The sequence below is a fragment of the Streptomyces sp. NPDC003635 genome, assembly GCF_053587635.1.
The window spans coordinates 41,496-67,603 of the sequence record NZ_JBSFOK010000013.1 but is presented as its reverse complement, the minus strand read 5'-3'; the positions used below and the strand labels follow the sequence as shown (position 1 = coordinate 67,603).

The 26,108-nt window shown below is 72.5% G+C and carries 21 protein-coding genes; 5 read left to right on the top strand and 16 right to left on the bottom strand.

From position 1 onward, the window contains the following. Nucleotides 1-11: 11 nt before the first annotated feature. From ACWDRW_RS15025 to ACWDRW_RS15015, 3 genes are all read right to left on the bottom strand, one after another. Nucleotides 12-743: a CBS domain-containing protein gene (locus tag ACWDRW_RS15025; RefSeq protein ID WP_451723298.1), complete on the bottom strand. Its 732-nt coding sequence runs from the start codon at nt 741-743 to the stop codon at nt 12-14. A 12-nt stretch (nt 744-755) separates the two neighbouring features. After that, complete coding sequence (locus ACWDRW_RS15020) at nt 756-3,446, bottom strand: bifunctional acetate--CoA ligase family protein/GNAT family N-acetyltransferase (RefSeq protein WP_451723297.1); 2,691 nt, start codon at nt 3,444-3,446, stop codon at nt 756-758. 166 nt (nt 3,447-3,612) lie between these two features. Beyond that, nucleotides 3,613-5,994: a phosphoketolase family protein gene (locus tag ACWDRW_RS15015; RefSeq protein WP_451723295.1), complete on the bottom strand. Its 2,382-nt coding sequence runs from the start codon at nt 5,992-5,994 to the stop codon at nt 3,613-3,615. Between the two features lie 50 nt (nt 5,995-6,044). Here ACWDRW_RS15015 and ppk2 point away from each other — a divergent pair, with 50 nt between their 5' ends. Then, a complete protein-coding gene (ppk2, locus tag ACWDRW_RS15010; RefSeq protein ID WP_451723293.1) occupies nt 6,045-6,848 on the top strand; it encodes a polyphosphate kinase 2 in 804 nt (267 codons plus the stop codon). Nucleotides 6,849-6,853: 5 nt separating this feature from the next. Here ppk2 and ACWDRW_RS15005 read toward each other — a convergent pair whose 3' ends face one another. The 4 genes from ACWDRW_RS15005 to ACWDRW_RS14990 form a co-directional block, all read right to left on the bottom strand. Then, nucleotides 6,854-7,732 (bottom strand): universal stress protein, encoded by an 879-nt coding sequence (locus ACWDRW_RS15005; protein WP_451723291.1) that lies wholly within the window; start codon nt 7,730-7,732, stop codon nt 6,854-6,856. Next, nucleotides 7,729-8,751: a zinc-dependent alcohol dehydrogenase gene (locus ACWDRW_RS15000; RefSeq protein ID WP_451723289.1), complete on the bottom strand. Its 1,023-nt coding sequence runs from the start codon at nt 8,749-8,751 to the stop codon at nt 7,729-7,731. The genes ACWDRW_RS15005 and ACWDRW_RS15000 overlap by 4 nt, the downstream gene beginning before the upstream one ends. Before the next feature lie 30 nt (nt 8,752-8,781). Then, nucleotides 8,782-9,687: a universal stress protein gene (locus ACWDRW_RS14995; protein ID WP_451723287.1), complete on the bottom strand. Its 906-nt coding sequence runs from the start codon at nt 9,685-9,687 to the stop codon at nt 8,782-8,784. 137 nt (nt 9,688-9,824) lie between these two features. Further along, entirely contained in the window at nt 9,825-10,454 is a 630-nt protein-coding gene (locus ACWDRW_RS14990; protein ID WP_451723286.1) for a hypothetical protein, read from the bottom strand. A 236-nt stretch (nt 10,455-10,690) separates the two neighbouring features. Here ACWDRW_RS14990 and ACWDRW_RS14985 point away from each other — a divergent pair, with 236 nt between their 5' ends. The 3 genes from ACWDRW_RS14985 (at nt 10,691) to ACWDRW_RS14975 (ending at nt 12,647) form a co-directional block, all read left to right on the top strand. Further along, the gene (locus tag ACWDRW_RS14985; RefSeq protein ID WP_451723285.1) at nt 10,691-11,155 is read left to right on the top strand and encodes a cyclic nucleotide-binding domain-containing protein; all 465 of its coding nucleotides are present in this window, start codon (nt 10,691-10,693) and stop codon (nt 11,153-11,155) included. A gap of 23 nt (nt 11,156-11,178) precedes the next feature. Next, nucleotides 11,179-11,844: a CBS domain-containing protein gene (locus tag ACWDRW_RS14980; RefSeq protein ID WP_451723284.1), complete on the top strand. Its 666-nt coding sequence runs from the start codon at nt 11,179-11,181 to the stop codon at nt 11,842-11,844. Between the two features lie 83 nt (nt 11,845-11,927). Further along, on the top strand, nt 11,928-12,647 hold the full coding sequence (locus ACWDRW_RS14975; protein WP_451723283.1) for a response regulator: 720 nt from the start codon (nt 11,928-11,930) through the stop codon (nt 12,645-12,647). Nucleotides 12,648-12,713: 66 nt separating this feature from the next. Here ACWDRW_RS14975 and ACWDRW_RS14970 read toward each other — a convergent pair whose 3' ends face one another. Continuing rightward, entirely contained in the window at nt 12,714-13,595 is an 882-nt protein-coding gene (locus tag ACWDRW_RS14970) for a universal stress protein (RefSeq protein ID WP_451723282.1), read from the bottom strand. 209 nt (nt 13,596-13,804) lie between these two features. Here ACWDRW_RS14970 and ACWDRW_RS14965 point away from each other — a divergent pair, with 209 nt between their 5' ends. After that, a complete protein-coding gene (locus ACWDRW_RS14965; protein WP_451723281.1) occupies nt 13,805-14,605 on the top strand; it encodes a universal stress protein in 801 nt (266 codons plus the stop codon). Nucleotides 14,606-14,625: 20 nt separating this feature from the next. On the opposite strand, the gene ACWDRW_RS14960 is transcribed toward ACWDRW_RS14965, so the two are convergent. The 8 genes from ACWDRW_RS14960 to ACWDRW_RS14925 form a co-directional block, all read right to left on the bottom strand. Then, entirely contained in the window at nt 14,626-16,995 is a 2,370-nt protein-coding gene (locus ACWDRW_RS14960) for a glycoside hydrolase family 65 protein (RefSeq protein WP_451723280.1), read from the bottom strand. Then, complete coding sequence (locus tag ACWDRW_RS14955; protein ID WP_451723279.1) at nt 16,992-17,732, bottom strand: HAD family hydrolase; 741 nt, start codon at nt 17,730-17,732, stop codon at nt 16,992-16,994. Before ACWDRW_RS14955 ends, ACWDRW_RS14960 begins: the two co-directional genes overlap by 4 nt. 2 nt (nt 17,733-17,734) lie before the next feature. Continuing rightward, entirely contained in the window at nt 17,735-18,583 is an 849-nt protein-coding gene (locus tag ACWDRW_RS14950) for a universal stress protein (protein ID WP_451723277.1), read from the bottom strand. A gap of 158 nt (nt 18,584-18,741) precedes the next feature. After that, a complete protein-coding gene (locus tag ACWDRW_RS14945) occupies nt 18,742-18,948 on the bottom strand; it encodes a hypothetical protein (RefSeq protein WP_451723275.1) in 207 nt (68 codons plus the stop codon). A gap of 331 nt (nt 18,949-19,279) precedes the next feature. Then, the gene (narI, locus tag ACWDRW_RS14940; RefSeq protein ID WP_451723274.1) at nt 19,280-20,008 is read right to left on the bottom strand and encodes a respiratory nitrate reductase subunit gamma; all 729 of its coding nucleotides are present in this window, start codon (nt 20,006-20,008) and stop codon (nt 19,280-19,282) included. Beyond that, nucleotides 20,005-20,706 (bottom strand): nitrate reductase molybdenum cofactor assembly chaperone, encoded by a 702-nt coding sequence (gene narJ, locus ACWDRW_RS14935; protein ID WP_451723272.1) that lies wholly within the window; start codon nt 20,704-20,706, stop codon nt 20,005-20,007. The genes narI and narJ overlap by 4 nt, the downstream gene beginning before the upstream one ends. Then, nucleotides 20,703-22,214, bottom strand: coding sequence for a nitrate reductase subunit beta (narH, locus tag ACWDRW_RS14930; RefSeq protein WP_451723271.1), 1,512 nt, complete (start codon nt 22,212-22,214; stop codon nt 20,703-20,705). Before narH ends, narJ begins: the two co-directional genes overlap by 4 nt. Nucleotide 22,215: 1 nt before the next feature. Beyond that, nucleotides 22,216-25,911, bottom strand: a complete 3,696-nt coding sequence (locus ACWDRW_RS14925) for a nitrate reductase subunit alpha (protein ID WP_451723269.1) — start codon at nt 25,909-25,911, stop codon at nt 22,216-22,218. Nucleotides 25,912-26,108 lie beyond the last annotated feature (197 nt).

Below are 26,108 nucleotides of genomic sequence, written 5' to 3'. Positions count from 1 at the left end.
TCAGCGGCCTGTCACAGCTTGCGCAGCCAGTCGTCGGCCACGCCGTGCAGGGCCTGGGCGTCGGGCTGGAGCCGGGAGTCGTCCAGCCGGTGGGTGAGCCTGTCGACGACGGCGACCACACCGTCGATCTGCCGGGTCATGGAGAGGGCGATCTCCGTCTCGCTCTTGCGTTCCAGCTGCCCGGAGAGCGTGACGACGCCCTCGGTGACCGAGACGTCCACGGCGCGGGGGGCCAGCCACATGGCCCGCACCAGCACCTCGTCGATGACCTCGGCGCGGATGTCCGCGTCCGGCCGCAGGAAGACCGTCAGCAGGTCCCGGCGGGTGACGATGCCGACGAGACGGTCTTCCTCGTCCAGGACAGGCAGCCGCTCCACCCGGTTCTGGGCCATGGTCCGCGCGGCCTCGACGATGGTGTCGTCCGCGTGGACGGTGACCGGCGGTGCGGTCATCAACTGGCCGGCGGTACGGGCCCTGGCCTTGACGGCCCGCACCCGACCCGCCCGGGTCAGACCCGCGAGCCACGAGCGCTTCCTCGGCTCGTACGGGTCCGGTGCCTCGGCCTGACGGATCAGCAGGTCCGTCTCGGAGATGACGCCGATGACCTCCTCGCCCTCGTCGACCACCGGCAGTCCGCTGATGCGGTGGTCACCGAGCAGCCGGGCCACCTCCTTGAACGGCGTGCCGTACGTGGCGCGGACGACCTCCGTGGTCATCACGGAGCCGACCTTGTCGTGCCTCATGTCTGTCCCTCCTCAGCGGAGCCTGCGCAGATACGGGTCTTGCGGCCTGCGGGGGAGCAGGCGTACGCGCGCATCGAGCACGGTGACTCCGCCCGGTGTCGCGAGAACGGGGTTGAAGTCGGCCTCGGCGAGCTGCGGCAGATCGCTCGCCATCCGGGACAGCCGCAGCAGCAGCTGCTCCAGGCCCGCGAGGTCGACGGGCCCGCCGCCGTGTGCGCCGAACAGCAGCGGGGCGCAGCGCGGGGCCGTGATCAGGTCGTGCACGTCGTGGTCGGTGAGCGGGGCGAGCCGGGCGGCGTGGTCGGCGAGCACCTCGGTGGCGGTGCCCCCGAGTCCGAACAGGACCAGGGGTCCGAAGACCTCGTCCTGGACGACACCCGCGAACAGTTCGGTGCCGCGCTGGGCGAGGGGCTGCACGATCACGCCGGTCAACAGGCCGCCGAAGCGGGTCTCCAGGTCGCGGAAGGCGGCGCGCACCTGCTGATCGCCCCTGAGGTCGAGGTGCACGGCGTGCTGGGCGCTCTTGTGCAGCAGGCCCGGCCAGTGCCCCTTCATGACGACCCGGCCGTCGGCGCCGCGGAGCCGGTCGGCGGCGAGCACGGCGTCGTCCTCGGTCTCGGCCCAGGCCCACGGCAGTTGCGGGATGCCGTAGCAGTCCAGGAGTTCGGCGCACACGCGGGGCTCCGGCCAGCCGCCGTCCGGATGAGCTTCCAGGTAGGCGTCGACGACGGCGTGGGCGCGGGCGGTGTCGATGCCGTCCAGGTCGGGGACGGTTCCGGCGGGTCGGGCCAGCCAGGCGGCGCGACGGGCGGCGTGGGCCAGTGCCCGGGCCGCCGCCTGCGGTTCGGCGTACGCCGGGACGGTGCCGCCGCCCTCGGCGGGCAGCAACTCGACGGGCAGGCCCTGTTCGAGCCGGATCGCGAGGACCGGCTTGGTCCGTGTTCCGGCGCGGGTGAGGGAGCGGATCAGGTCGTCGCCGGTGGCCACGGCGACCGCGGTGGGCACCAGGGCCACGAGGACGGCGTCGATGCCGCCGTACCGCATGATCCGGTCCACGCACGCCGTGAGCTGTTCCTCGGTCACCGCGGCGGTGGCGTCGACGGGGTTGCCCACGGCGGCCCCGTCGGGGAGCACGGCGAGCAGGTCGTCGACGAGTTCGGGGGTGGGCGCGGGGAGCGCGAGCCCGGCTTCGGCGCACGCGTCGGCGGCGAGGACACCGGCACCGCCCGCGTTGGTGACGATGGCGACGCGGGACCCGGCGGGCAGCGGCTGGGCGTGCATCAGGGCCGCTGCCTCGAGGAGTTCGCCGCACGAGTGGGTGGCGGTGATGCCGGCCTGGGTGAACAGCGCGCCGCGGGTCATGGTGCGGGTGGCCGCGGCCGCGGTGTGGGAGGCGGCGGCCCGACGGCCGGCGTCGGTGCGGCCGGCGTCCACGGTGAGCACGGGCATCCGGCGGGTGACGCGGCGCGCGGTGCGGGAGAACGCACGCGGGTTGCCGAAGGACTCCAGGTGCAGCAGGGCCAGGTCGGTGTGCCCGTCGCTCTCCCACCACTGGAGCAGGTCGTTGCCGCTGACGTCGTACTTGTCGCCCAGGGAGGCGAAGGAGGAGACGCCGATGCCGAGCCGGGACAGACCGTCCAGGAGGGCGATGCCGACGCCGCCGGACTGGACGGCGACACCGGCGGTGCCGGGGGCCGGCGGGGTCGCGGCGAAGGTGGCGTCCAGGCGGACGGCGGGGTCGGTGTTGCTGATGCCGAGGCAGTTGGGGCCGACCAGGCGCATGCCGTGCGTGCGGCAGGCCGTCAGCAGTGCCTCGGCCTGCCCGGCGTCCAGGCCCGCCGTGACGACCAGAAGGGCGTGGACGCCCGCCTTGCCGCATTCCTCGGCGGTGCGGGGCACCGCGGCGGCGGGCACCGCGACCACCACGAGGTCGGGGGTGGCGGGCAGCGAGCCGACGGACGAGTAGCACGGAACGCCGAGGATCGCGTGCGCACCGGGGTTCACCGCGAACAGGCGGCCGGTGTAGCCGCCCCGGTGCAGTTGGTGCAGGACCGCCCGGCCGACGGATCCGGGCTTGCGGCCGGCGCCGACGACGGCGACCGTCCGGGGCCGCAGCAACGGCTCGAGGCTGACCACGTCGGCGGTCCTGCCGCGCTCCTCCACGGCGGTGAGGTAGGTGTCGCTCTCGTCGAGGGCGATGGTGCAGCGCACCTCCGGGCCCTCGAAACGGCGGGCGGTGCGCAGGCCGAGGTCGGCGAAGAGCCGCAGCACCTCGTGGTTCTCGCTGAGGGCGTCCGCGGTGAAGCTCGTGATGCCCTCGGCGCGGGCCGCCGAGACCAGGTGCTCCACGAGGAGCGTGCCGACGCCCCGGTGGTGCAGGCCGTCGGCGACCGCGAGGGAGATCTCGGCGTCGCTTCCCGCGCCCCCGGTGTCGTACTCGGCGAGTCCGATGACCTGGCCCGCGGTCTCGGCGAGCAGCACCCGGTAGCCGGGGCGCGTCGTTCCGCAGGCCCGATCGGCGGCCAGGCCCGCGGAACGGCGGCTCGCGGCGAAGAACCTCAGCCGCAGGTTCTCCGGGGACATCTCCTCGTACAGGCCCTGGACCCGGTCGTGATCGGACCGGCGCACCGGGCGGATGCACACCGTGGTGCCGTCCGCGAGCAGGGCGTGGACCGAGGACCGGCTGAGCGCGTCATCCGTCATCGCGGATCTCCTTCGCGTCTTCTCGTCACTTAGAGCGTCCTGCGGATCGGCGCGCGATCCCATGGGCTGTACGGGCGCGAGGGGTGGGCCAGTCGGCCCTTGGTGGCCGGTCCGGGCGCATGACGAAGGGGCGGGCCCGGCGGACCCCCCCTGTGTCGTGGCTCTCCTACGCGTTCCAGCTCCACTCGGCGATCTCCGGCAGGTCCGTGCCGTGTTCGCGGATCCAGGCGTGGTGGCGGGTGCGGGCGTCGACCATGTGCTGGCGTACGGTCGCGGCCCGTACCGCGAGGCCGGGGACGCGGTCGATGACGTCCATGACCAGGCGGTAGCGGTCGAGGTCGTTGCGGACGACCATGTCGAAGGGGGTCGTGGTGGTGCCGGACTCCTTGTAGCCGCGGACGTGCAGATGGCGGTGGCCGCCGCGACGGTAGGCGAGGCGGTGGATCAGCCACGGGTAGCCGTGGTAGGCGAAGATCACCGGCTTGTCGGCGGTGAAGAGGCCGTCGTACTCGAAGTCCGTCATCCCGTGCGGGTGCTCCTCGCGGGGCATCAGCCGGGCGATGTCGACCACGTTGACCACCCGGACGGCCAGCTCGGGCAGATGACGGCGCAGCAACTGCGCGGCGCCCAGCACCTCCTGCGTCGGCACGTCGCCGGCGCACGCGAGGACGACGTCGGGTTCGCCGCCGTTCTCGCTGCCCGCCCAGTCCCAGATCCCCGCTCCCCGGGCGCAGTGGACGCGGGCGGCGTCCATGGACAGCCAGTCGAAGCAGGGCTGCTTGCCGGCCACGATGACGTTGACGTAGTCCCGGCTGCGCAGGGCGTGGTCGGCGACCGACAGGAGCGTGTTGGCGTCCGGCGGCAGGTAGACCCGTACGACCTCGGGGCTCTTGTTGAGGACGTGGTCGACGAAGCCGGGGTCCTGGTGGGAGAAGCCGTTGTGGTCCTGGCGCCACACATGTGACGTCAACAGGTAGTTGAGGGAGGCGATGGGGGCGCGCCAGGGCAGTTCCCGGGACGTCTTCAGCCACTTGATGTGCTGGTTGACCATCGAGTCGACGATGTGCACGAACGCCTCGTAGCAGGAGAACAGGCCGTGCCGGCCGGTGAGGAGATATCCCTCCAGCCAGCCCTGGCAGGTGTGCTCGGAGAGGATCTCCAGGACCCGGCCGTGCCGGTCGAGGTGTTCGTCCACGGGGAGGACTTCGGCCTGCCAGGCCTTGCCGCTGCCGTCGAACACGGCCTGGAGGCGGTTGGAGGCGGTCTCGTCGGGGCCCACCACGCGGAAGTCACGCCGGTCCGCGGTGTCCTTCATGACCTGGGCCATCAGGTCGCCGAGCACGCGGGTCGGTTCGTGCAGGGTCGTGCCGGGTTTGTCGACCGGTACGGCGAACCGGTCGAGGGAGTCGATCGGCAGCTCGCGCACGAGCAGGCCGCCGTTGGCGCGCGGGGTGGAGCCGAGGCGCCGGGCGCCTTCCGGCAAGCAGGCGAGGACGTCCGGCACGGGCCGTCCCTCGGCGTCGAACAGTTCCTCGGGGCGGTAGGAGCGCAGCCACTGTTCGAGCTGGCGCAGGTGCTCGGGGTTCTCGCGCACCCCTGCGAGCGGCACCTGGTGGGCGCGCCAGGTGCCCTCGACCGGGACGCCGTCGACCTCGGCGGGGCCGGTCCACCCCTTGGGGGTGCGCAGCACGATGACGGGCCACCTGGGGCGCTCGCCGCCGCCCTCCTGCCGGGCGGCGCGCTGGAACCCGGCGATGCGGTCCAGGGCGGTGTCGAGGGCCTCGGCCATCGCGCGGTGCACGGCGGCCGGGTCGTCGCCGGTCACGTGCAGGGGCTCGTGGCCGTAGCCACGCAGCAGCTCGTCGAGCTCCTGCTCGGGCAGCCGGGCGAGGACGGTCGGGTTGGCGATCTTGTAGCCGTTCAGATGCAGGATCGGCAGCACGGCGCCGTCGTGCACGGGGTCGAGGAACTTGTTGGAGTGCCAGGAGGCGGCGAGCGGCCCGGTCTCGGCCTCACCGTCGCCGATCACACAGGCCACGACCAGGTCGGGGTTGTCGAAGGCGGCACCGTAGGCGTGCGAGAGCGCGTAGCCCAGCTCGCCGCCCTCGTGGATGGAGCCCGGCGTCTCCGGCGCCACATGGCTCGGCACCCCGCCGGGGAAGGAGAACTGCCGGAACAGCCGTCCCATGCCGTCCGCGTCCCGCCCGACGTCCGGGTAGGTCTCGCTGTAGCTGCCCTCCAGCCAGGAGTTCGCGACGACGGAGGGGCCACCGTGCCCGGGACCCCAGATGCACAGCGCGTCGAGCCCTCGTCCCTTGATGACCCGGTTGAGGTGGGTGTACACCAGGTTCAGGCCCGGTGAGGTGCCCCAGTGGCCGAGCAGGCGCGGCTTGATGTGCTCGGCCTTCAGCGGCTCCCTCAGCAGCGGGTTGGCCAGCAGGTAGATCTGTCCGGCGGCCAGGTAGTTGGCGGCGCGCCAGTGGGCGTCCAGGGTGCGCAGTTCGTCGTCGGTGAGTACGGTGCTGGTCTGGTGTTCGACCTTGGACATGGATGACTCCGTAGGTCTGTGACAGGGGTCGTCGGGCGGTGGGAGGCGGCATGGCCGGCAACAGGGCGGAGAAGCTGCCGCGCAAGGTCTACGAGAAGGAGCTCCTGCGGCTGCAAACGGAGTTGGCCAAGTTGCAGGAGTGGGTACGCGCCGAGGGTGCCCGTCTCGTCGTCATCTTCGAGGGACGGGACGCGGCGGGCAAGGGTGGCACCATCAAACGGGTCACGGAGCACCTGAATCCGCGCGTGGCGCGGATCGCGGCGCTGCCGACGCCGACCGAGCGGGAACGCACCCAGTGGTACTTCCAGCGGTACGTGCAGCATCTGCCGACCGCCGGGGAGATCGTGCTGTTCGACCGCAGCTGGTACAACCGGGCCGGTGTCGAGCATGTGATGGGTTTCTGCACCAAGGCGGAGTACCAACTCTTCCTCCGCCAATGCCCCGTCTTCGAGCGCATGCTCGTCGAGGACGGGATTCTTCTGCGCAAGTACTGGTTCTCGGTCAGCGACGAGGAGCAGCAGGAGCGCTTCCGCAAGCGCCTCGAGGATCCGCTGCGGCGGTGGAAACTGTCGCCGATGGACCTGGAGTCGATCGCCCGGTGGGAGGACTACTCCCGGGCCAAGGACGAGATGCTGGTGCACACCGACATCACCGAGGCGCCCTGGTACGTCGTCGAGAGCGACGACAAGCGCCGCGCCCGGGTGAACATGATCGCCCACCTGCTGGGTTCGGTGCCGTACCAGGACGCGCTGCCGCCGGTGATGGAACTGCCGGAGCGGCCGCCGTCGAGCGGTTACGAACGCCCGCCGCGTGAGCTCCAGAACTACGTCCCGGATCACGCGGCGCGCCTGTAACCCGCTCACACGGGCTGCGGTACGACGACGACCGGGCATGCGGAGTGGTGCAGGGCCGTGTGCGCGACCCGGCCGAGCTGGAGCCCGAGGCGCCCTTCGCGCCGCCTGGCCCCGACGACCAGCAGATCGGCGCGGTGCGAGGCGTCCACCAGCACCCGGCGGGCGTGGCCCTCGGCGGTACGGCGGTGCAGCTCCAAGCCGGGCGGGGCGTCGCGCAGGGCCTCCTCCAGCATCTTCGCGGCCTGTTCCTCGTGCAGCCGCGCGGGGGCGTCGGTGAGCAGGGGATGGTCGGTGCTCTCGTGCGCGGGGCACCGCCAGGTCCGTACGGCTTCCAGGGGTACGTCCCGGCGCAGTGCCTCGGCGACGGCGAAGCTTACGGCCGCCGAGTGCTCGGGGTCGTCGCCGACGCCCACGACGACCCGGCGCCGCACCGGGGGTGTGGCCTGGTTGTCGTGGCTGCCGCGCAGCACGATCACGGGGCAGTCCGCGTGGGCGGCCACCGACAGGCTGACCGAGCCGAGCAGCAGTTCGGTGATGCCGCCACGGCCACGGGTGCCCACGACCAGGGCCGAGGCCTGGCGTCCCGCGTGCACGAGGGCGTACTCGGGGTCCTCGAACACCACCGTCGAGGACACCTTCAGACCGGGCTGACGGGCATGGGCGCGCTGCACGGCGGCGCCGACGAGTTCCTGCGGGGTCGGTTCGGTGTGGCCGCCGAGGTCGCGCGCGAGGGCGGCGCCCTCGTAGCGGTCCCACAGACAGGCGTACACCAGCCTGAGCGGCACTGCGCGCAGTACGGCCTCGTCGGCCGCCCAGTCCACGGCGCGCAGGCTCGGTTCGGAGCCGTCGACGCCCACGACCAGGGGCCGGTCCACGGCGCTCACCGTCCCGCACCGAGGTCGAAGACGATGCGGGCGGGCACCTGGCCGCGCACGACGTCGTCGATGGAGGCGTTGACGCAGTCCAGCGGCCGGGTCTCGCGGATGACCTTGGTGCGGCCGGCCGCGTGCAGCTGGAAGACCTCGGCGAGGTCCTGCCGGGTACCGACGATGGAGCCGATCACGGAGGTGCCGTTCAGGACGGTGTCGAAGATCGGCACCTGAATCGTGCCGTGCGCGGGCAGGGCGACCATGACGAGCTTTCCGCCGCGCCGCAGACCGGAGTTGACGGCGGCGAAGGCAGCCTCGTCCACGGCGAGGGCGAGGGCCGCGTGGGCGCCGCCGTATCGCTTGAGGACCTCGCCGACGTCGTGCTTGCGGGCGTCGATGGTCAGATCCGCGCCCAGCTCGGCGGCCAGCTCCAGCTTCTCGTCGGTGACGTCGATCGCGGCGACGGTCGCGCCGGCGATCTTCGCGTACTGCACGGCCAGATGCCCGAGTCCGCCGACGCCGGAGATCGCCACGAGCTGCGTGGGCCGCACGTCGGCGACCTTCAGGGCCTTGTACGTGGTCACGCCGGCGCAGGTCAGCGCGGCGGCGTCGAGCGGGTCGACGCCCTCCGGCACGGGCTGCGCGAAGTCGGCCCAGGCGAGCATCTTCTCGGCGAAGCCGCCGTCGCAGCCGTAACCGGTGTTGACCTGCTGCTCGCACAGGGTCTCCCACCCCGACAGGCAGTGCTCGCAGCGGCCGCAGGCCTTGCCGAGCCAGGGCACGGCGACCCGCTGCCCGACCGAAAGACGGGTGACTCCCTCGCCGAGCTTCTCGACGAGGCCGACGCCCTCGTGGCCGGGCACGAACGGCGGGTTCGGCTTGACGGGCCAGTCGCCGTGGGCGGCGTGGATGTCGGTGTGGCACAGCCCGGAGGCCTCCAGCCGGACACGGACCTGTCCGGGGCCCGGCTCGGGGTCGGGGCGCTCCTCGATGACGAGGGGCTCGCCAAAGGCTCGTACGACCGCTGCCTTCATGGTTGCTGCTCCTGGGTCCTTGGGGGTGGCTCAGTCGTGGGCGACGACTGCGACGGGGGCGCCGGCGTGGTGCAGCACGGCGTGGGCGACCGGGCCGATGTGGGCGCCGAACGGGCTGCGCCGGATGCGGCGGCCGATCACGACCAGCGAGGCCTGGCGGGCCGCGTCGACCAGCCGGATGCCGGGGCTGCCGGACGGCGTCTCCTCGACGACCGGGACGTTCGGGTACTTCTCTCGCCAGGGGCGCAGGGCCTCGGCGAGGAGCGCGGCCTGCTGCCCGACGATCTCGTCGCGGAACCCGACGTCGGCGGCGAGGCCGTAGACGTAGTACGGCGGAAGGTTCCAGCCGTGCAGCACGCGCAAGGCCGTGCCACGCCGGGCGGCCGCCTCGAAGGCGAACTCGATGACGGTGCCGTTCGGGTGAGCGGCGTCGAGGCCGAGGAGGACGGGTCGGTAGGGCGTGGCGGCCGACGGGATGCCGACCGGGTCCGGCTCGTGTTCGTCGGCGGCCTGCTCACCGGCGCGGACGAGCACGACGGGGCGTGCGGTGTGGGCCACGACGGCGAGGGCCACGGAGCCGACCATGAACCCGCCGATGCCACTCATCCCACGGGAACCGAGGACGAGCAGATCCGCCTCCTCGCCCGCCTTGGCCAGGACCTCTGCGGGCGTGCCGTGCAGCTGTTCGGTGGTGACCTCGACTCCGGGGTGGCGCAACCGCAACCCCTCGGCAGCCTCGCGGGGGATGCGCTCGGTCCAGTGCTGGTGCGTCTCGGCGCCGAGCAGCGGAGCCTGAGCCACGGGTTCCGGAACGGGCTCCCAGACGTGGACGATCTTCAGTGGCAGGTCGAGCAGCTTCGCCTCGCGGGCCGCCCATTCGGCTGCGGCGCGGCTCTCGGGCGAGCCGTCGAGACCTGCGACGACAGTGCGGACCATGGTGATGCCTCCTGATCGGTTGATCTGTCTCCAGCGTCGGCCGGGATTGCTTCCGCGGGCAGGGGCCGCAGGTCCCGGAGAGGGACCGACCGGCCCACGCGGCGGGCCCGGCAAGGGGCCCGCCGTACCGCTCGTGGTCACCGCAGCCAGGGATTGCGGCTGACGAAGGGGAGCTTGGCCCAGGCCTTGCCCAGGCCCCAGACGGCGCCGGCGCCGGTGGCCGCGAGGGCGATCAGGACGACGGCGTAGATCAGGTGGTAGTCGGCGAACGGGTTCGTCGACATGCTGGCCGAGCCGTCCGACAGATGCTTGGCCGGAGGCCATTCGGCGATCCACATCAGTGCCATCATGGCGGTGCCCGAGAGGGCGGCGAGGCGCAGTCCTATGCCCGCCACCAGCGCGAGCCCGATGCCGAGCAGGCCGAGCATGAACAGCCAGTCCGCCCAGGCGTCCCCGGCCCAGTCGTGGAAGGTGGACTCCATCGGCCCGACGGCGACATGGCCGAGGAAGCCCTCGGTCGGCGAGCCGCCGTCGATCCAGGCGTTCCCGGACTGGGTGGCGTAGCCGAGGCCGAAGGTCTTGTCGAGGAAGGCCCACAGGAAGACGAACCCGGTCAGCAGCCGCAGGGACGCCAGTGCGTAGCCGGCCGCTGCGGTGGTGACGAGGGTGTCCTGCGCGGTGCCGGCGGTGGGGGACGCCGTACGGTTCCTGCGGAGCGCGGGCAGATGGAACCCGCGGCTCCGGTGAGGGTGCTCGTGCACGGCCATGATCTGGTCCCTTCAGGCGGATTCGTTGTGCTGACGGGATTACTGTCGTGGCCCCGCCAAGGTCTCCGCCGGGTGCCGAAGGTCGGCCGCCGGTGGGCTGAACGGCCCTTTCCGCGGGCCCGGTCGGGCCGGACCGCCGATCGGCCCTGCGACAGGGCCGGGCGGCCCATGGCACGGGCGAGGGCGCCTGGACACGCTGGTGGTGGTAGCTCCGTACGTCCTGCTGGAGGCCCGCCATGAACGCTCCCGCCACCATGAGCCTGCCGAAGGCTCTGCCCGCCGAGCACCGGCAGCGGCTGATGTCGATCGCCCGCGACGTGTCGTTCCCCGCCGGGACACGGCTGTTCGAGGAGGGCGGTCACGCCGACCGCTTCTGGATCGTGCGGACCGGGACGGTCGAACTGGACATGCGGGTACCGGGCCGCCGGGCCGCCGTGATCGAGTCCCTCGGGCACAACGAACTGATCGGCTGGTCCTGGCTGTTCGCCCCGCACGTCTGGCATCTGGGCGCCGAGGCGGCGACACCGCTGCGCGCCTACGAGTTCGACGCCGAGACCGTCCGGTCCCTGTGCCGGGCCGACCCCGAGTTCGGCCGCACCGTCGCCCGCTGGGTGGGCGAGGTCGTGGCCCATCGCCTCCAGTCCGCCCGCACCCGGCTGCTGGACCTGTACGCGCCCTACGGCAGTGGTGAACGGCGTTGACCGCGCCGGACCGAGGAGGCACCGTGTCCGCAAGCCCGCACGTCGTCAGCGATGTGATGACCCGCGACGTCGCCGTCGTCCGCCGTGACGCCGCCTTCAAGGACATCGTGCGTACCCTGCGCGAGCGGAGGGTCAGCGCCCTGCCCGTGGTGGACGGCGGACACCGGGTCGTCGGGGTCGTCTCCGAGGCGGACCTGCTGCCCAAGGAGGAGTTCCGCGACAGCGATCCGGACCGCTACACCCAGCTGCGCCGCCTCTCCGACCTCGCCAAGGCCGGTTCGCTGACCGCCGGTGAGCTGATGACCTCCCCCGCCGTCACCGTCCGGGCGGACGCCACCCTGGCGCAGGCGGCCCGGGTCATGGCGCGAGCCCGCGTGAAGCGGCTCCCCGTCGTCGGTGACACGGACGGTCTGGAGGGCGTGGTCAGCCGGGCGGATCTGCTGAAGGTGTTCCTCCGTGACGACGAGGAGATCGCCGAGGAGGTCCGCCGGGAGGTCGTGGCCCGCCTCTTCCCGGGCCCCGCGTCGGCGGTGCGGGTATCGGTCACCGACGGCGTCGTACGGCTCGCGGGCCGGGTCCGTGACACCTCGCTCGTCCCCGTGGCGGCCCGGCTGGCCCGAGCGGTGGAGGGGGTCGTGGACGTCGGCTTCGACCTCGGCGAGCGATCGGACGAAAGATCCGCCCGGTAGGGCCGGTCGGCCCTGGTGTCCTGGGCCCTCAGGGGTGACGATCGTCCTGTGGGCGACCGTGCACCGGGGACCGAGGGGTCGAGATGAGCGAGCCGCGTACTTTCACCGCGCAGAATCCGATCCGCGTCTTCCTGCTGGACGACCACGAGGTCGTCCGGCGCGGTCTGACCGATCTGCTCGACGCCGAGCAGGACATCAGCGTCGTCGGCGACGCCGGGAACGTCGAGCACGCCCTGGTCCGCGCCCCCGCCGTACGGCCGCACGTGGCCGTCCTCGACGTGCGTCTGCCCGACGGCAACGGCATCACCGTCTGCCGCGAGCTGCGCGACCGCATGCCGGAGCTCGCCGTGCTGATGCTGACGTCGTTCGACGACGAGGACGCCCTCCTGGACGCCATCATGGCCGGGGCGGCCGGCTATGTCCTCAAGCAGATCCGCGGTTCGGACCTTGTCTCGGCGGTGCGCACGGTGGCCTCCGGTCAGTCGATGCTGGATCCCTCGACGACGGCCCGGCTGATGAGGTCCCTGCGCACCGAACCCGCGGCGGAACCGGCCGAGGCTCCCGAGCTGGCCGGCCTGTCGCCGCGCGAGCGGGAGATCCTGGCGCTCATCGGGGACGGCCTGACCAACCGTGAGATCGGCAAGCGGCTGTACCTGTCGGAGAAGACCGTCAAGAACCACATCTCCCGCCTGCTGGCCAAGCTGGGAGTGCAGCGGCGGGTGCAGGCGGCGGTCCTCGCGACCCATCTGGAGCACCCTGACGAGCCGGAACGCCACCCGACCGGGGGCCACACCGGCCACTGACCGGGGATCGGGGACACCCCGGCCCGGGGCCCACCCGGACCGCGTCGGCCCCGCACCGCTGCGCGGTCAGTCCCCTTCGGTGCGTACGACGGCCACCGGGCAGTGGGCGTGGTGCAGTACGGCCTGGCTGACCGAGCCGAGCAGCAGCCCCGTGAAGCCTCCCCGGCCGCGGGCGCCGACCACGACCAGACCGGCCTCGGCGCTGGCCTCGATCAGCGTGTGCCGGACCCGACCGCGCACCAGTCGTCGCCGCACCTCCACCTCCGGGTACTTCTCGCGCAGTCCGCCGAGCGCCTCGGCGAGGACCCGCTCCTCCTCGTCGTGCAGCCGGTTCTCGTCGTAGGTGACGAAGGGCGGGTCGCCCGGAGCCTCGTAGACCCGTTCGGTGTGGGTGTGCCAGGCGTGCAGCGCCTCCAGGCCGATGCCGTGCAGCGCGGCGTGGGCGAAGGCGAACTCGACCGCCGCCTCGGAGCGGGGCGAGCCGTCCACGGCCAGCAGGACCGGGCCGCCCGTGCGGGGCCTGCCCCGGACGACCAGCACGGGGCAGCGGGCGTGGGCGGCGAGGTGAGCGGCGGTGGAGCCGAGCAGCAGGCTGCCGAAGCGGCTCATGCCCCGGCTGCCGACGACGGCGAGGGACGCGGTGCGCGTCTCGAGTTCCAGGACCATCACGGGCTCGCCGACGACCACTTCACGGCTGACGTCCAAGTGGGGCGCGAGCGCCCGCACCCGCCGTTCGGCGTCGGCGAGCGTGCCGTCGATCAGGTCGCGCACTCCCGCGCTCGCCCCGCTCCAGGGCGGCACCCGGGGCGGCACGTGCCCCGACGGCCAGCCGAAGGCGTGCACCAGCCGGAGTCCGACACCGCGCAGGGCGGCCTCCCGGGTGGCGAGCTCCACGGCGGTCAGGCTCGGCTCCGATCCGTCCACTCCCACGACTACAGGACCGCTCATCGCCGGTCTCCCTTCTGCGGGCTCTGCCGGTGTCCGGGTTTCCGGGAGTCCGGATTCCAGCCTCACCCCGTACGGAGGATCCCGCACCGGGCCGGGCGGCCCGCTGGGTGCCCCGGTCGGCCCTGGCGCCGGACGCCGGCGAGCGCCGAGGCTGAGGTGAGGGGGGTCCCGCGCGGCGGGATCCGCCGCGCCGGCACCGGAGGTGCGTGATGAACGGACCGGTCGTCGTCGGACTCGACGGTTCTCCCGCAAGCATGACAGCCGTTCGGTGGGCCGCGCGCGAAGCCGTGACGCGACGGCTGCCCCTCCTGCTCCTGCACTCCTGGACCACCCAACCGCTGGATGTACCGACCGCTCAGGATGCGGAGCGGCAGCGGTACGGCCAGGACCTCCTGCGGCAGGCCGCTGCCGGACTGCGGCACCGGCACGGTGGCCCGAACCTCACCACGGACCTGGTCGCGGCGCCCGCCGCGCAGGCCCTGCTGGAGCGCGCGCAGGACGCCTCGTTGCTCGTGGTGGGCTCGCGTGGACACGGCTCGCCGGCGGGCTTCCTCCTCGGCTCCGTCGCCATGCACGTCCTGGGCCTCGCACGGTGCCCGGTCGTCGCCGTACGGGCGGACGGCCCGGAGGGGGGAGGAACGGACGAGATCGTCGTAGGGATAGGGCGGACCGGGCCGGCCGCGGACCCGCTGCTGGAGTTCGCCCTGGTCACGGCCGCGGCGCGCGGGCTGGGCGTGCGGGCCGTGGCGGCCGTCCCGGGGACGGCCGCGGGGACGCGGCCGGCCGACGCCCTGGAGCCTTGGCGGGATAAGTTCCCCGAGGTGCCCCTCACCGAGCAGGCCGTGCCCGGATCGGCCGCTCAGGTGCTCCCGGCCGCCTCCGCGGGGGCCTGCCTGACCGTCGTGGGACGCGGGCACCGGTCCTCGCGCCCGGTCTGGAAGCTCGGGCCGGTCGCCCACGCGGTCCTCCACCACGCGCCGGGGCCGGTCGCCGTCGTCCCGCACGAGTGAGTAAGGGCGCAAACGCGTGATCAGTCCGGCAGCGTCAGCCGTGCCGTCTTCCCCGGCTCGACGACGACCGTGCGGTCCGGCAGCCGTACGTCGATCGGAGACGCGGAGGAGGACGGGACCGCGATGTCCAGCTCACCGCGCTCCAGGTGCAGCCGTACTCCCCAATGCCCTTGGTAGCGCAGGGCGAAGCCGTAGGAGGAGAGCTCCGGCAGGGGCACCGGGTCGAGCCAGAGCGCGCCCTCGCGGGTCTCCAGGCCGGTCAGTCCGCGCTGCACCAGGTCGAGAGTGCCGGCCATGGCACCGAGGTGGATGCCCTCGCCGGTGGTGCCGCCCTGGATGTCGGCGATGTCGCCCTGGAGGGCCTCCTGGCAGAACTTCCACGCCTCCGCGCGGCGGGCGCGGGCCAGCACCCACCCGTGGACCAGGCCGCTGAGAGTGGAGCCGTGGCTGGTGCGGTGGAGGTAGTAGTCGACGGTGCGGTGCCAGAGGTCGTCGTCGAGGTCCGTGCCCAACCGGCGGAACAGGCCGCGCAGTTCGGCGGGTGCGAAGAGATAGCCGAGCATCAGGACGTCGGCCTGCTTGGAGGCCTGGTAGCGGTTGACGGTGTCGCCCTCCGCCTCCAGGATCCGGTCCAGGCGCCGGATGTCGCCGTAGCGCTGCCGGTACTCCGTCCAGGGCAGCTCGGCGAGGTCGCCGTACCCCTCGAACTGGCTGATGACGCCGCCGTGGAAGGGCACGTGCAGGGTGCGCGAGACGTCCTCCCACCGCTCCAGCTCACTGTGGTCGAGGCCGATGCGTTCGGCGAGTTCGCGGTGCCTCGGCTCGGGGAGGATGTCGACCAGCTCCAGCGCCCGACTGAGCACCCAGGCGGCGGTGACGTTGGTGTAGGCGTTGTCGTCGAGGCCGGGCGCGGTCGCGTCGGGATAGGCCTCGTGGTACTCGTCCGGCCCGACCACGCCTTTGATGCGGTGCCGTCCGAGGCGGTCGTCGTACACGGCCGCGTCCGCCCAGAAGCGGGCGATCTGCAGCAGCATCTCGGCGCCCTTGGTGTGCAGGAACTCCATGTCGCCGCTGGCCTCGCAGTACTGCCACACGTTGTACGCGATGGCCGAACCGACGTGGTACTGCAGCCGGGAGTGGTCGGGCAGCCAGCGCCCGGAGCGGGGGTTGAGATGGAGCTGCTGGGTTTCCTCGCGGCCGTCGCTGCCGCTCTGCCAGGGATACATGGCGCCCCTGCGGCCCGCGGCCAGAGCCGATGTGCAGGCCTGTTCCAGGCGACGGTGGCGGTAGCGCAGCAGAGCTCGGGAGACCTCGGGGAAGTGCAGGTTGAGAAAGGGCAGCACGAACAGCTCGTCCCAGAAGACATGGCCCCGGTAGGCCTCACCGTGCAGACCCCGGGCGGGTACGCCGACATCCAGGTCGGCGGTGTGCGGGGAGAGGGTCTGCAGGACGTGGAACAGGTGCAGGCGCAGGATGCGGCCCGACTCCCCGGCGACGTCGAGGGCGGCCCGGCGCCACAGTTGGTTCCAGGCCGTGCCGTGGGAGGCGAGCAGGGCGTCGAAGCCGGGGGCTCTGCCGACCCGGTCGACCGCTGCGTGCAACGGGTCGCTGATGGCCGGGTCGCGCGAGGTGTGCAGGGCGACGGTCTTGTCGACGGTGCTGGTCCGGCCCTCGGTCAGGGGCAGGACGGTGTGCTGGGTGGTGCGCGGGTTCCTGTTCCGGATGGTGACGAGCGCGTCGGAGGTCAAGCGGGCGGCCATGCCGATCCGCAGGTCGGAGGTACGGGTGCGGCAGCGCAGCCACACCGTGTCCGGGGTGGCCGTGCCCGCGTGCGAGTGGATCAGGTGGCGGCCGTCGAGGTCCCGGTACCGGGCCACGCCGGAGTTGGTCACGCCGCCGTCGAGGGAGGCCTCCACCTCCAGCTCGCCGGAGAAGCCCTCGGCGGTGAACTCGGTACGCAGCGCGGCCAGATGGGGATCGCCCATGTGGACGATACGCAGCTGGCGCACCGCCAGAACCCGTCCTTCGCCGAGGTCGTACCGGGTGTGGCGTTCCAGCATCCCGGCGTCCAGGACGAGCTGCATGCGGTGCTCCAGCACCGGCGCGGTGTCGGGCGTGAGCCATGCTCCGCCGCGCAGCCGGAAGCGCAGCGGCAGCCAGTTCGGGAGGTTGACCATGTCCTCGTTCTCGACCTGGCGCCCGGACACGTCGGTGGTGAGCCGGTTGTAGCAGCCCGCGACGTACGTCCCCGGGTAGTGGGTGTCGTCGGCGGAGCACTCCGGCAGCGCGCCCCGGGTGGCGAAGTAGCCGTTGCCCAGGGTGCACAGGGACTCGCGCAGGCGTTGGTCCGCGGGCTCGTAGCCCTCGTACTCCCAGGTCCATTCCGTCACGGCGACTCCTCACCGAGCAGTTCCGCCAGATCCCGTACGACGATGTCCGCGCCGTGCCGGCGCAGTCCGGCCGCCGAGTCCCCCGCGGCGGCCCGGTCCACGCCCACCACGAGCGCGAATCCGCCCCGCCTGCCCGCCTCCACGCCTGCCAGGGCGTCCTCCACGACGGCGGCGCGGTCGGCGGGGACGCCGAGTCGGTCGGCCGCGGTGAGGAAGAGGTCGGGGTGCGGCTTGCCCGGCAGGCCCAGTCGGGCCGCCTCGCCGCCGTCCACGAGCACGTCGAACAGATCACGGACACCGGCCCGGTCCAGCAGTTCGCCGGCGTGCCGGGAGGCCGAGGCCGCCGCCACCGGCACGCCGACCCGGCGCAGGGCGCGGACGACCCGGACGGTGCCGGGAAAGGCCTGCACGCCGTCCTCGCGCAGCCGCCGGGTGAACAGTTCCTCCTTGTCGGCGGCGACCGCGGCCACGGTCCCGTCCGAGGCATCGATGCCGCGTGCGGCGAGGAAGGCGGCGGCGCCGTCGAGGCGTGATCTGCCGTCGACGTAACGCAGATAGTCGTCCCTGACGTCGAAGGGGCGGCGCTGTGCGGGGTCGGCGGGCGGATGTGCCCGCAAGTAGGCGTCGAACGCCTCCTTCCAGGCCGCCGCGTGCACCCGGGCCGAGTCGGTGATCACTCCGTCCGTGTCGAACACGACGGCGCGGACCTCGCTCAAGGGGGTGGCGAGCTGCTCCATGGTCACTCCGGTTGCGGGACGACGGCGACGGGGCAGTGGGCGTGGTGCAGGAGGGTGTGGGCGACACGGCCGAGCTGGAGCCCGAAGTGGCCCGACCGGTGTCGCGCCCCGATGATCACGAGGTCCGCGGCGGCCGAGCGGTCGAGCAGCACCCTGCGCGCCGGGCCTTCCACCGTAGCGCGGCGCAAGCGGGTGCCCGCGTGATCGGCCATCGGTTCGTGCAGCAGGCAGTCGAGCAGTGCGGAGGCGCGTTCCTCGTGTTCCCCTGCCGTCGTCGCCCGCGCGGGATGACGCCAGGCCCGTACGACGTCCAGGACACAGCCGCGTGCCGCGGCCTCGCGGAAGGCGAACCGCGTCGCCTCACCCGCGACGGCGGGGTCGGCGGCGCCGAGAAGGATCCGCCCGTGGGTGCCCGCGAGGCCCGCTCTGTCGCCGCGGACCACGATCACGGGTCCGTGGGCGCGGGCGGCGACGGTCAGTGAGACGGACCCCAGGAGCAGTCCGGCGAGTCCGCCCCGGCCGCGCGAGCCCGTCACGACCGCGAAGGCGTGGTGGGCCTCGCCCAGCAGCGCGTGGGTCGCCTCGTCGGGGACCACCTCGACGGAGACCCTCGCCGCCGGGTCGAGGCGGCGGGCGCGCTCCGCGGCGGTCGTGACGATATCCTCGGCGAGCTTCTGATCGGACGGACGGCCCGGGTCACCGCCCGGCGCCTCGCCCTCGTAGCGCTCCCACAGCGAGGCGTACACCAGGCGCAGCGGCAGACCGTGTCGCGCGGCCTCCGCCACGGCCCAGTCCACCGCCTGGAGGCCGTCGGCCGATCCGTCGACGCCCACGACCAGGGGCAGCTCCATCGTCGCCCACCGCCTTCCGTCGGACTACAGCGTGCGGGGCGGTACCCGCACTCCACCGTCGCACGGGTGACCGGGTCGACGCAGTGGGTGAGCCGACCGGAGGACCGCCGGGCCTCACGACCACGACCGCGGACGACCGCGTTCGGCGACACGGATGCTCAGCAGCTGACCGACGGGCGATGAGAGGTGGTCCGGGGCCGTGGCGCGGCCACCGCCGAGGTGGCCTGTGCCCTGTGCGCCCGGCGGCTCCGTCGACGCAGCACCAGCGCGTCGAAGAGCGCGGCGAGCGCGAAGGTCACCCCCGTCGCCGCGAACAGCAACAGCGCGAACCGCTCCCAGAACTCAGGTGTGAGACTCGTACCCATGGTCCTCTCCCCCTCGGGTCGGTGCCGTTCCTCCTCACCTCCAGCCTTCTGCGCCACGGCCTCGGCCGCATGAGCCGTGCGTCCCGGTCTCGGGGCCGGACCAGCCCTTGCGCACCGGGCAGGGCCGGGCAGGGCCGGTCGGCCCTGGTGGTTCCGCGGGGGGTGTGGTGTGCTTGAGGTGCGGAAAGGACCCCTCAGGCGCGGGGAAGCGGCTTCGGGCCGTGCACCGCGCAATCAGGATCCGCGAGAAGTGGATGGGTCCTTTCCGCCTTTTCGCGAGGCCTTCGAGCAGCGCTTCGGGGCGCGCCCGGAAGCGCCTGGCCCCGACCGGTCAGGATCTGTCGGAGGCCGCGACCCGGCGAGGGCGTGGCGCGTCGGTGCGGCTTCGGTAGACCAGGTAGGGCCGCACCAGATAGCCGACCGGCGCACTCCACACATGGACCAGGCGGGTGAACGGCCAGGCCGCGAAGAGCAGGCACGCGGTGAGGGCGTGCAGTTGGAACAGCAGGGGCGCGTCGGTGATGGCCTCGGGTTCGGGGCGGAGGGTGAAGACACCGCGGAACCAGACGGAGACGGTGGTGCGGTAGTCGTACCCGCCCCCGAAGACGTTGTGGGCGGCCGTCGCACTGATGCCGAGCAGCACCGCGGCCGACAGCAACGGGAAGAGGAGTTTGTCGCTGCGGTCGGTGCCCAGGCGGATCCGCCGGGTCAGCAGGCGGCGCGCGCAGAGCATGCCGAGGCCGGTGACCATGGTGACGCCGGCGATCGAACCGGCCCAGACGGCCACGGTGTGGTACGCGTGCTCGCTGATGCCGACGGCCTCCGTCCAGGAGGCGGGTACGGCGAGGCCGACCACATGTCCGGCGATCACCAGGAACGCGCCGAGGTGGAACAGCGGGCTGCCCCAGCGCAGCCCGCGGTGTTCGAGGAGCTGGCTGGTGTGGGTGGTCCAGCCGAACTGGTCATGGCGGTAGCGCCAGACATGGCCCGCGGCGAACACGGCGAGGCAGATGTAGGGGAAGGCGACCCACACGAGGAGGTCCGCTCCTGACACGTTCATCGGTGTTCCCCCTGAGGGCTCACGGCATAGGGATCGAGGCCCACGGCCTCGGCGGGAGGACCCTGCGCGGCCAGTTCGGCGACCGCCCGCAGATCCGCCTCGGTCGGTGCCGGGAGCAGGGCGAGCAGCGCGGCCAGGACCTGCCGGTAGGGCGAGCCGGCGTCCGTCAGCGAGCGGTGGATCAGCTGCAACCCGCGCCGGTGCTGACGCAGCGGTGCCTCACCCGGGCCGGGTCCGGACAGCGCCGCGAACTCCAGCACCACCGGAAGATGGTCGGGAAGTTCCCGGCCGTCGGTGTCCCAGCCGGCGGCCCGGTACCGCTGGGCCAGCGCGAGCAGGGCCATGCCGCGGCGGCGGGTGTCGCCGTGCAGGTAGTAGGTCAGGTAGAGGCTGCTCTTGCGGCGCAGGTCGAACATCTCGACGTAGTGTCGGGCGAGTGCGTCGGGGTCCTCCCGGGTGAACCAGTCGGTGAACTCGCCCAGTTGAGCGACAGCCCGGGACTGCGGGCAGGCGGCCACGGCAGCGGCCACCGAGGGCCGGGCGGCGACGAGTTCGGCGTCCGGGTACTGCAGCAGGAGGGACATCAGCCGCAGCAGCAGGGCACGGCGTTCGTCCGCCACGGGGTCGACGCGACGACGGACGGCGGCGCGGATGCGGGTGCGGACGATCGCCGGCACGGTGGCGGGCAGAGGGCTCATTCGGGGTCTCCCGTCGGGGTGCGGCGCAGGGTGGGCATGCCGAGCGGCACACGGGGGTCCGACGGCTCGACCGGGCAGCGGCTCTCCATCGCCGTCAGCGCCGCCGCGTCCTCCTTGTGGGCGGCGGGGACGACGTAGCGGTCCTCGTACTTGGCGACGGCGAGCAGCCGGTGCAGGTCCTCCGCCTCCCGCACGGTCAGCCCCACGGCCTTGAGCGCGGCCTGCGCACCGGCCTCGCCGAGCGTGCGCGAGCGCATGTGGGAGCGCAGTGCCGTCAGCTTCATCAGTACGCCCGCGACGACGCCGGTGTCCCCCGCCGTGAACAGGCTCGCCAGGTAGTCCAGCGGAATCCGCAGCCGGGTGACAGCGGCGAACACGTGATCCGGGTCGTCCTGGTCGCCGCCCGCCTCACTCACCGCGTCCAGGACGGGCGAGAGCGGCGGCACGTACCAGACCATGGGCAGGGTGCGGTACTCCGGGTGCAGCGGCAAGGCCACTTTGTGGCGGGAGACCAACTCGTACACGGGCGAGCGGCGGGCCGCCGCCAGCCAGTCCTCGGGAATTCCCGACGCACGTGCCGCCGCGGCGACTTCGGGGTCGTGCGGGTCGAGGAAGACGTCCCGCTGGGCGTCGAGGAGGTCCTTCTCGTCGGGGGTGGCGGCGGCCGCTCCGACGCGGTCGGCGTCGTAGAGGAGCAGACCGAGGTAGCGGAGCCGGCCGACGCAGGTCTCGGAGCAGACGGTGGGCTGTCCGGCCTCGACGCGCGGGAAGCAGAACGTGCACTTCTCGGCCTTGCCGGTGGCATGGTTGACGTAGACCTTCTTGTACGGGCACGCCGACACGCACATCCGCCAGCCGCGGCACCTGTCCTGGTCGACGAGGACGATGCCGTCCTCCACCCGCTTGTACATCGCGCCGGACGGACAGGCGGACACGCAGGCGGGGTTGAGGCAGTGCTCGCACAGGCGGGGCAGGTGGAAGAGGAAGGTCTGCTCGAACTCGAAGCGGACCTTCTCGGCCCACTCCCCCGTCAGGTTCGGGTCCTCGCCGGCGTGCTCCGGTGCGCCGCCGAGGCCGTCCTCCCAGTTGGCACCCCAGGTGACGGCGGTGGGTCTGCCGGTGAGGACGGAGCGGGGCCGGGCGACCGGGAGATCCTGGCCGGCGGGGGCGTTCACGAGCGTGTCGTAGTCGTACGTGACCGGCTCGTAGTAGTCCTCCAGGGACGGCAGGTCGGGGTTGGCGAACAGCGACAGCAGGCGCTTGACGCGGCCACCCGAGCGCAGGACCAGACGTCCGCGCCTGTCCAGCGTCCAGCCGCCCTTCCAGTGATCCTGGTCCTCGTACCGGCGCGGGTAGCCGACACCCGGTTTGGTCTCGACGTTGTTGAACCAGGCGTACTCGACGCCCGGCCGGTTGGACCACGTCTGCTTGCAGGTGACCGAGCAGGTGTGGCAGCCGATGCACTTGTCGAGGTTCATCACCATCGCGATCTGGGCCATGACGCGCATCTCAGTACTCCACGTCCTGCGAGCGACGGCGAATGACGGTGACCTCGTCGCGCTGGTTGCCGGTCGGGCCGTAGTAGTTGAAGGCGTACGTGAACTGCGCGTAGCCGCCCGCGAGATGGGTGGGCTTGAGCAGCAGCCGGGTCAGGGAGTTGTGGATGCCGCCGCGCCGCCCGCTGACCTCGGTCTTCGGGACGTTCACCGTGCGGTCCTTGGCGTGGTACATGTACACCGTGCCCTCGGGCATCCGGTGCGTGACGACCACTCGCGCCGCTACGACGCCGTTGCGGTTGTAGGCCTCGATCCACTCGTTGTCCTTGACGCCGATCTTCTCGGCGTCCGCGGCGGACATCCAGATGACGGGGCCGCCGCGGGACAGGGCGAGCATGTACGCGTTGTCCTGGTACTCGGAGTGGATGGACCACTTGGAGTGAGGGGTGAGGTAGCGGACCGTCACCTCCGCCTGACCGTCGCGCAGATGCTCGTCGCCGTAGTGGCGCCGCGCGTCCAACGGGGGCCGGTAGACCGGTAGTTGTTCGCCCAGCTCCGCGATCCAGTCGTGGCTGACGAAGAAGTGCTGGCGGCCGGTGAGGGTGTGCCAGGGCTTGAGGTGCTCGGTGTTGATGACGAACGGCGAGTACCGGCGGCCGCCGGTCTCACTGCCCGACCACTCATACGACGTCATGACCGCCCGGGGTTGGGTGCGGGTGTCGGCGAAGGTGATGCGTTCCGCCTCCCGCTCGGCGGCGAGTTCGACCAGTCCCTCGCTCCCGGTCCGTGCCTGCAGTTCCCTGAAGCCCTCGGTGGCGAGCCGGCCGTTGGTCGTGCCGGACAGGGCGAGGATCGCCTCGCACATCTGCGTCGCGGTGGCCAGTGAGGGCCGTCCGGCCGCCGCCCCCTCGCGTTGCGTGCCGCAGCGGCGGCGCAGTTCGTCGATCTCGCGGTCGGGGTGGACGGTGATGCCCTTGGTGGTGGTGCCGAGGGTGTCGAGAAGCGGGCCGACGGCGCGGATCTTGTCGGCGACGGCCGCGTAGTCCCGCTCGATGACCACGAGCCGCGGCATGGTCTTGCCGGGAACCGGTTCGCACTCCCCCGTCCTCCAGTCCCGTACGACGCCGCCGGGCTGGGCGAGTTCGTCGGGGGTGTCGTGCAGCAGCGGCACGGCCAGGACGTCGGTGCGGGCACCCAGATGGGTGCGGGCCAGCTCGCTGAACCGGTCGGCGATCGTCAGGAACGTGTCGTAGTCGGTGCGGGCCTGCCAGGGCGGGGCGATGGCCGGGGTGAAGGCGTGCACGAAGGGATGCATGTCCGTGCTGGACAGGTCGTCCTTCTCGTACCAGGTCGCGGCCGGCAGGACGACGTCGGCGAGCAGGCCCGTGGACGTCATCCGGAAGTCCATGGTGACCAGCAGGTCGAGTTTGCCCTCGGGAGCCTCCTGCCGCCACACCACGTCCGTCGGCCGTTGCCCGGGCGGGGTCTCCTCGGAGCGGACGGCCGCGTCCGTGCCCAGCAGGTGGCGCAGGAAGTACTCGTTGCCCTTGCCGGAGGACCCGAGGAGATTGGCGCGCCAGACCGTCAGGACCCGTGGGAAGTTGGCCGGGTCGTCGGGGTCCTCGGCGGCGAACTTCAGCCGCCGGGACTTGAGTTCGTCCACGATGTGCTCGGCGACCGGCTTCCCTCGGGCCGCGGCCTCGTCCGCCAGGTCCAGCGGGTTGCGGTTGAAGCCCGGATGGCCGGGCGTCCAGCCGAGCCGGACGGCCTGGGCGAGGCAGTCGGCGAACCCCTTGCCCGCGAACCGCCCCGCCCCCAGCGGCGAGGCCAGCTCCTCGGGCCCGAAGGCCTCGTACCGCCACTGGTCGGTGTTCAGGTACCAGTAGGAGGTGCCGGCCATGTGCCGGGTGGGCCGTTGCCAGTCGAAGGCGAAGGCGAGGTGCTGGAGTCCGGTGATCGGGCGGATCTTCTCCTGGCCGACGTAGTGGGCCCAGCCGCCGCCGTTGACGCCCTGGCAGCCGGTCATCGTCGTCAGCGCCAGGAAGGCGCGGTAGATGGTGTCGGAGTGGAACCAGTGGTTCGTCCCCGCACCCATCGCGATCATCGAACGGCCCTCGGTGCGTTCGGCGTTACGGGCGAACTCGCGGGCGATCCGGGCCGCCTGCACGGCCGGTACGGAGGTGATGGTCTCCTGCCAGGCAGGGGTGTACGGCTGGGTCGCGTCCTCGTACGACTCCGGCCAGTCGCCCGGCAGTCCGGGGCGGTGGACGCCGTACTGCGCCAGCATCAGATCGAAGACGGTGGTGACGAGCCGCCCGCCGATCCGGCGGACCGGAACGCCCCGGACCATGGTCGAGCCGCCCTCCGTGGCGCCCTGGTCGAAGCGGGGCAGGGCTATCTCCACGGTGTCCTCAGCCGTGTCGATCAGGCTCAGCTCCGGCACAACCTCGCCCAGATCGAGGTTCCAGCGGCCTCGCCCGGCCTCCCCCCACCGGAAGCCGAGCGAGCCGCCGGGGACCACCGGTTCGCCGGTGGCCCGGTCCAGAAGAACGGTCTTGAAGTCCGCGTGCTCCTCGCCGCTGCCGAGATCGGCGGCGGTCAGGAAGCCGTCGGGGACGAGGCCGTGGTCGTGCTCGCGGAGGGTCACCAGGAAGGGCGCGTCCGTGAAGGAGCGCAAGTACCGCCGGAAGTACGGCACTTCACGATCGACGAGGAACTCGCGCAGAATCACGTGCCCCATGGCCATCGCCAGCGCCCCGTCGGTGCCCGGGTGCGGGGCGAGCCACTCGTCGGCGTGCTTGACGTTGTCGGCGTAGTCGGGACTGACCGCGACGACCTTGGTGCCGTTGTAGCGAGCCTCGGTGAGGAAGTGCGCGTCGGGGGTGCGGGTGACGGGGATGTTGGAGCCCCACATGACCAGATACCCGGCGTTCCACCAGTCGGCCGCCTCGGGCACGTCCGTCTGGTCGCCGAAGACCTGCGGTGAGGCGATGGGCAGATCGGCGTACCAGTCGTAGAAGGACAGCAGCGTGCCGCCGATCAGCGACAGGAAGCGGGCGCCGGACGCGAAGGACGCCATGGACATCGCCGGGATGGGTGAGAAGCCGGCGACCCGGTCGGGGCCGTACGCCTTGATGGTGTGCACGTGGGCGGCGGCGATCAGCTCGGTCACCTCGTCCCAGTCGGCGCGCACGAGGCCGCCCTTGCCACGGGCCCGCTTGTAGGCGCGGGCCTTCGCCGGATCGCCGGTGATCTCGGCCCAGGCCGCGACGGGATCGCCGAGCCGCGCACGGGCCGCGCGCCACAGCTTCAGCAACTCGCCCCGCACGTACGGGTACCGGACGCGGCTGGGCGAGTAGGTGTACCAGGAGAAGGACGCCCCGCGGGGGCAGCCGCGCGGCTCGTACTCGGGGCAGTCCGCGCCGATCGACGGGTAGTCGGTGGCCTGGTGCTCCCAGGTGATGATGCCGTCCTTGACGTACACCATCCACGAGCAGGAACCGGTGCAGTTGACGCCGTGGGTGGAGCGCACGACCTTGTCGTGTGCCCAGCGGTCCCGGTAGAAGCCCTCCCACGTGGGGTCGCCCGCCCCGAACACGGCACGGCCGTCGGCCGACACCTCACGGCGGGTCAGGAGCCTGCGCGCGGCCAGGGGCCAGCCCTCCGCGGCGCGCCGGTGCGGCGGTCGCGCTGTCTCGTCGTTCTCCATGGCCGGGAACGCTAAGCGCCTGCGCGCGCCGCCACCTTGGGCCGAAGGTCCCTCCCGGCGGCCCCGTCGGCCCCGCGCTTTGACGCCTGCCCGGGGCCGCCCGGACCGCGGGCGGGGCCCTTCGGCCCACGGGCTGCGGGAGGGGGGTTCGGCGAATCTGATCACAGAGCCGCCCGCACACCGAAAGGGATCCCGTG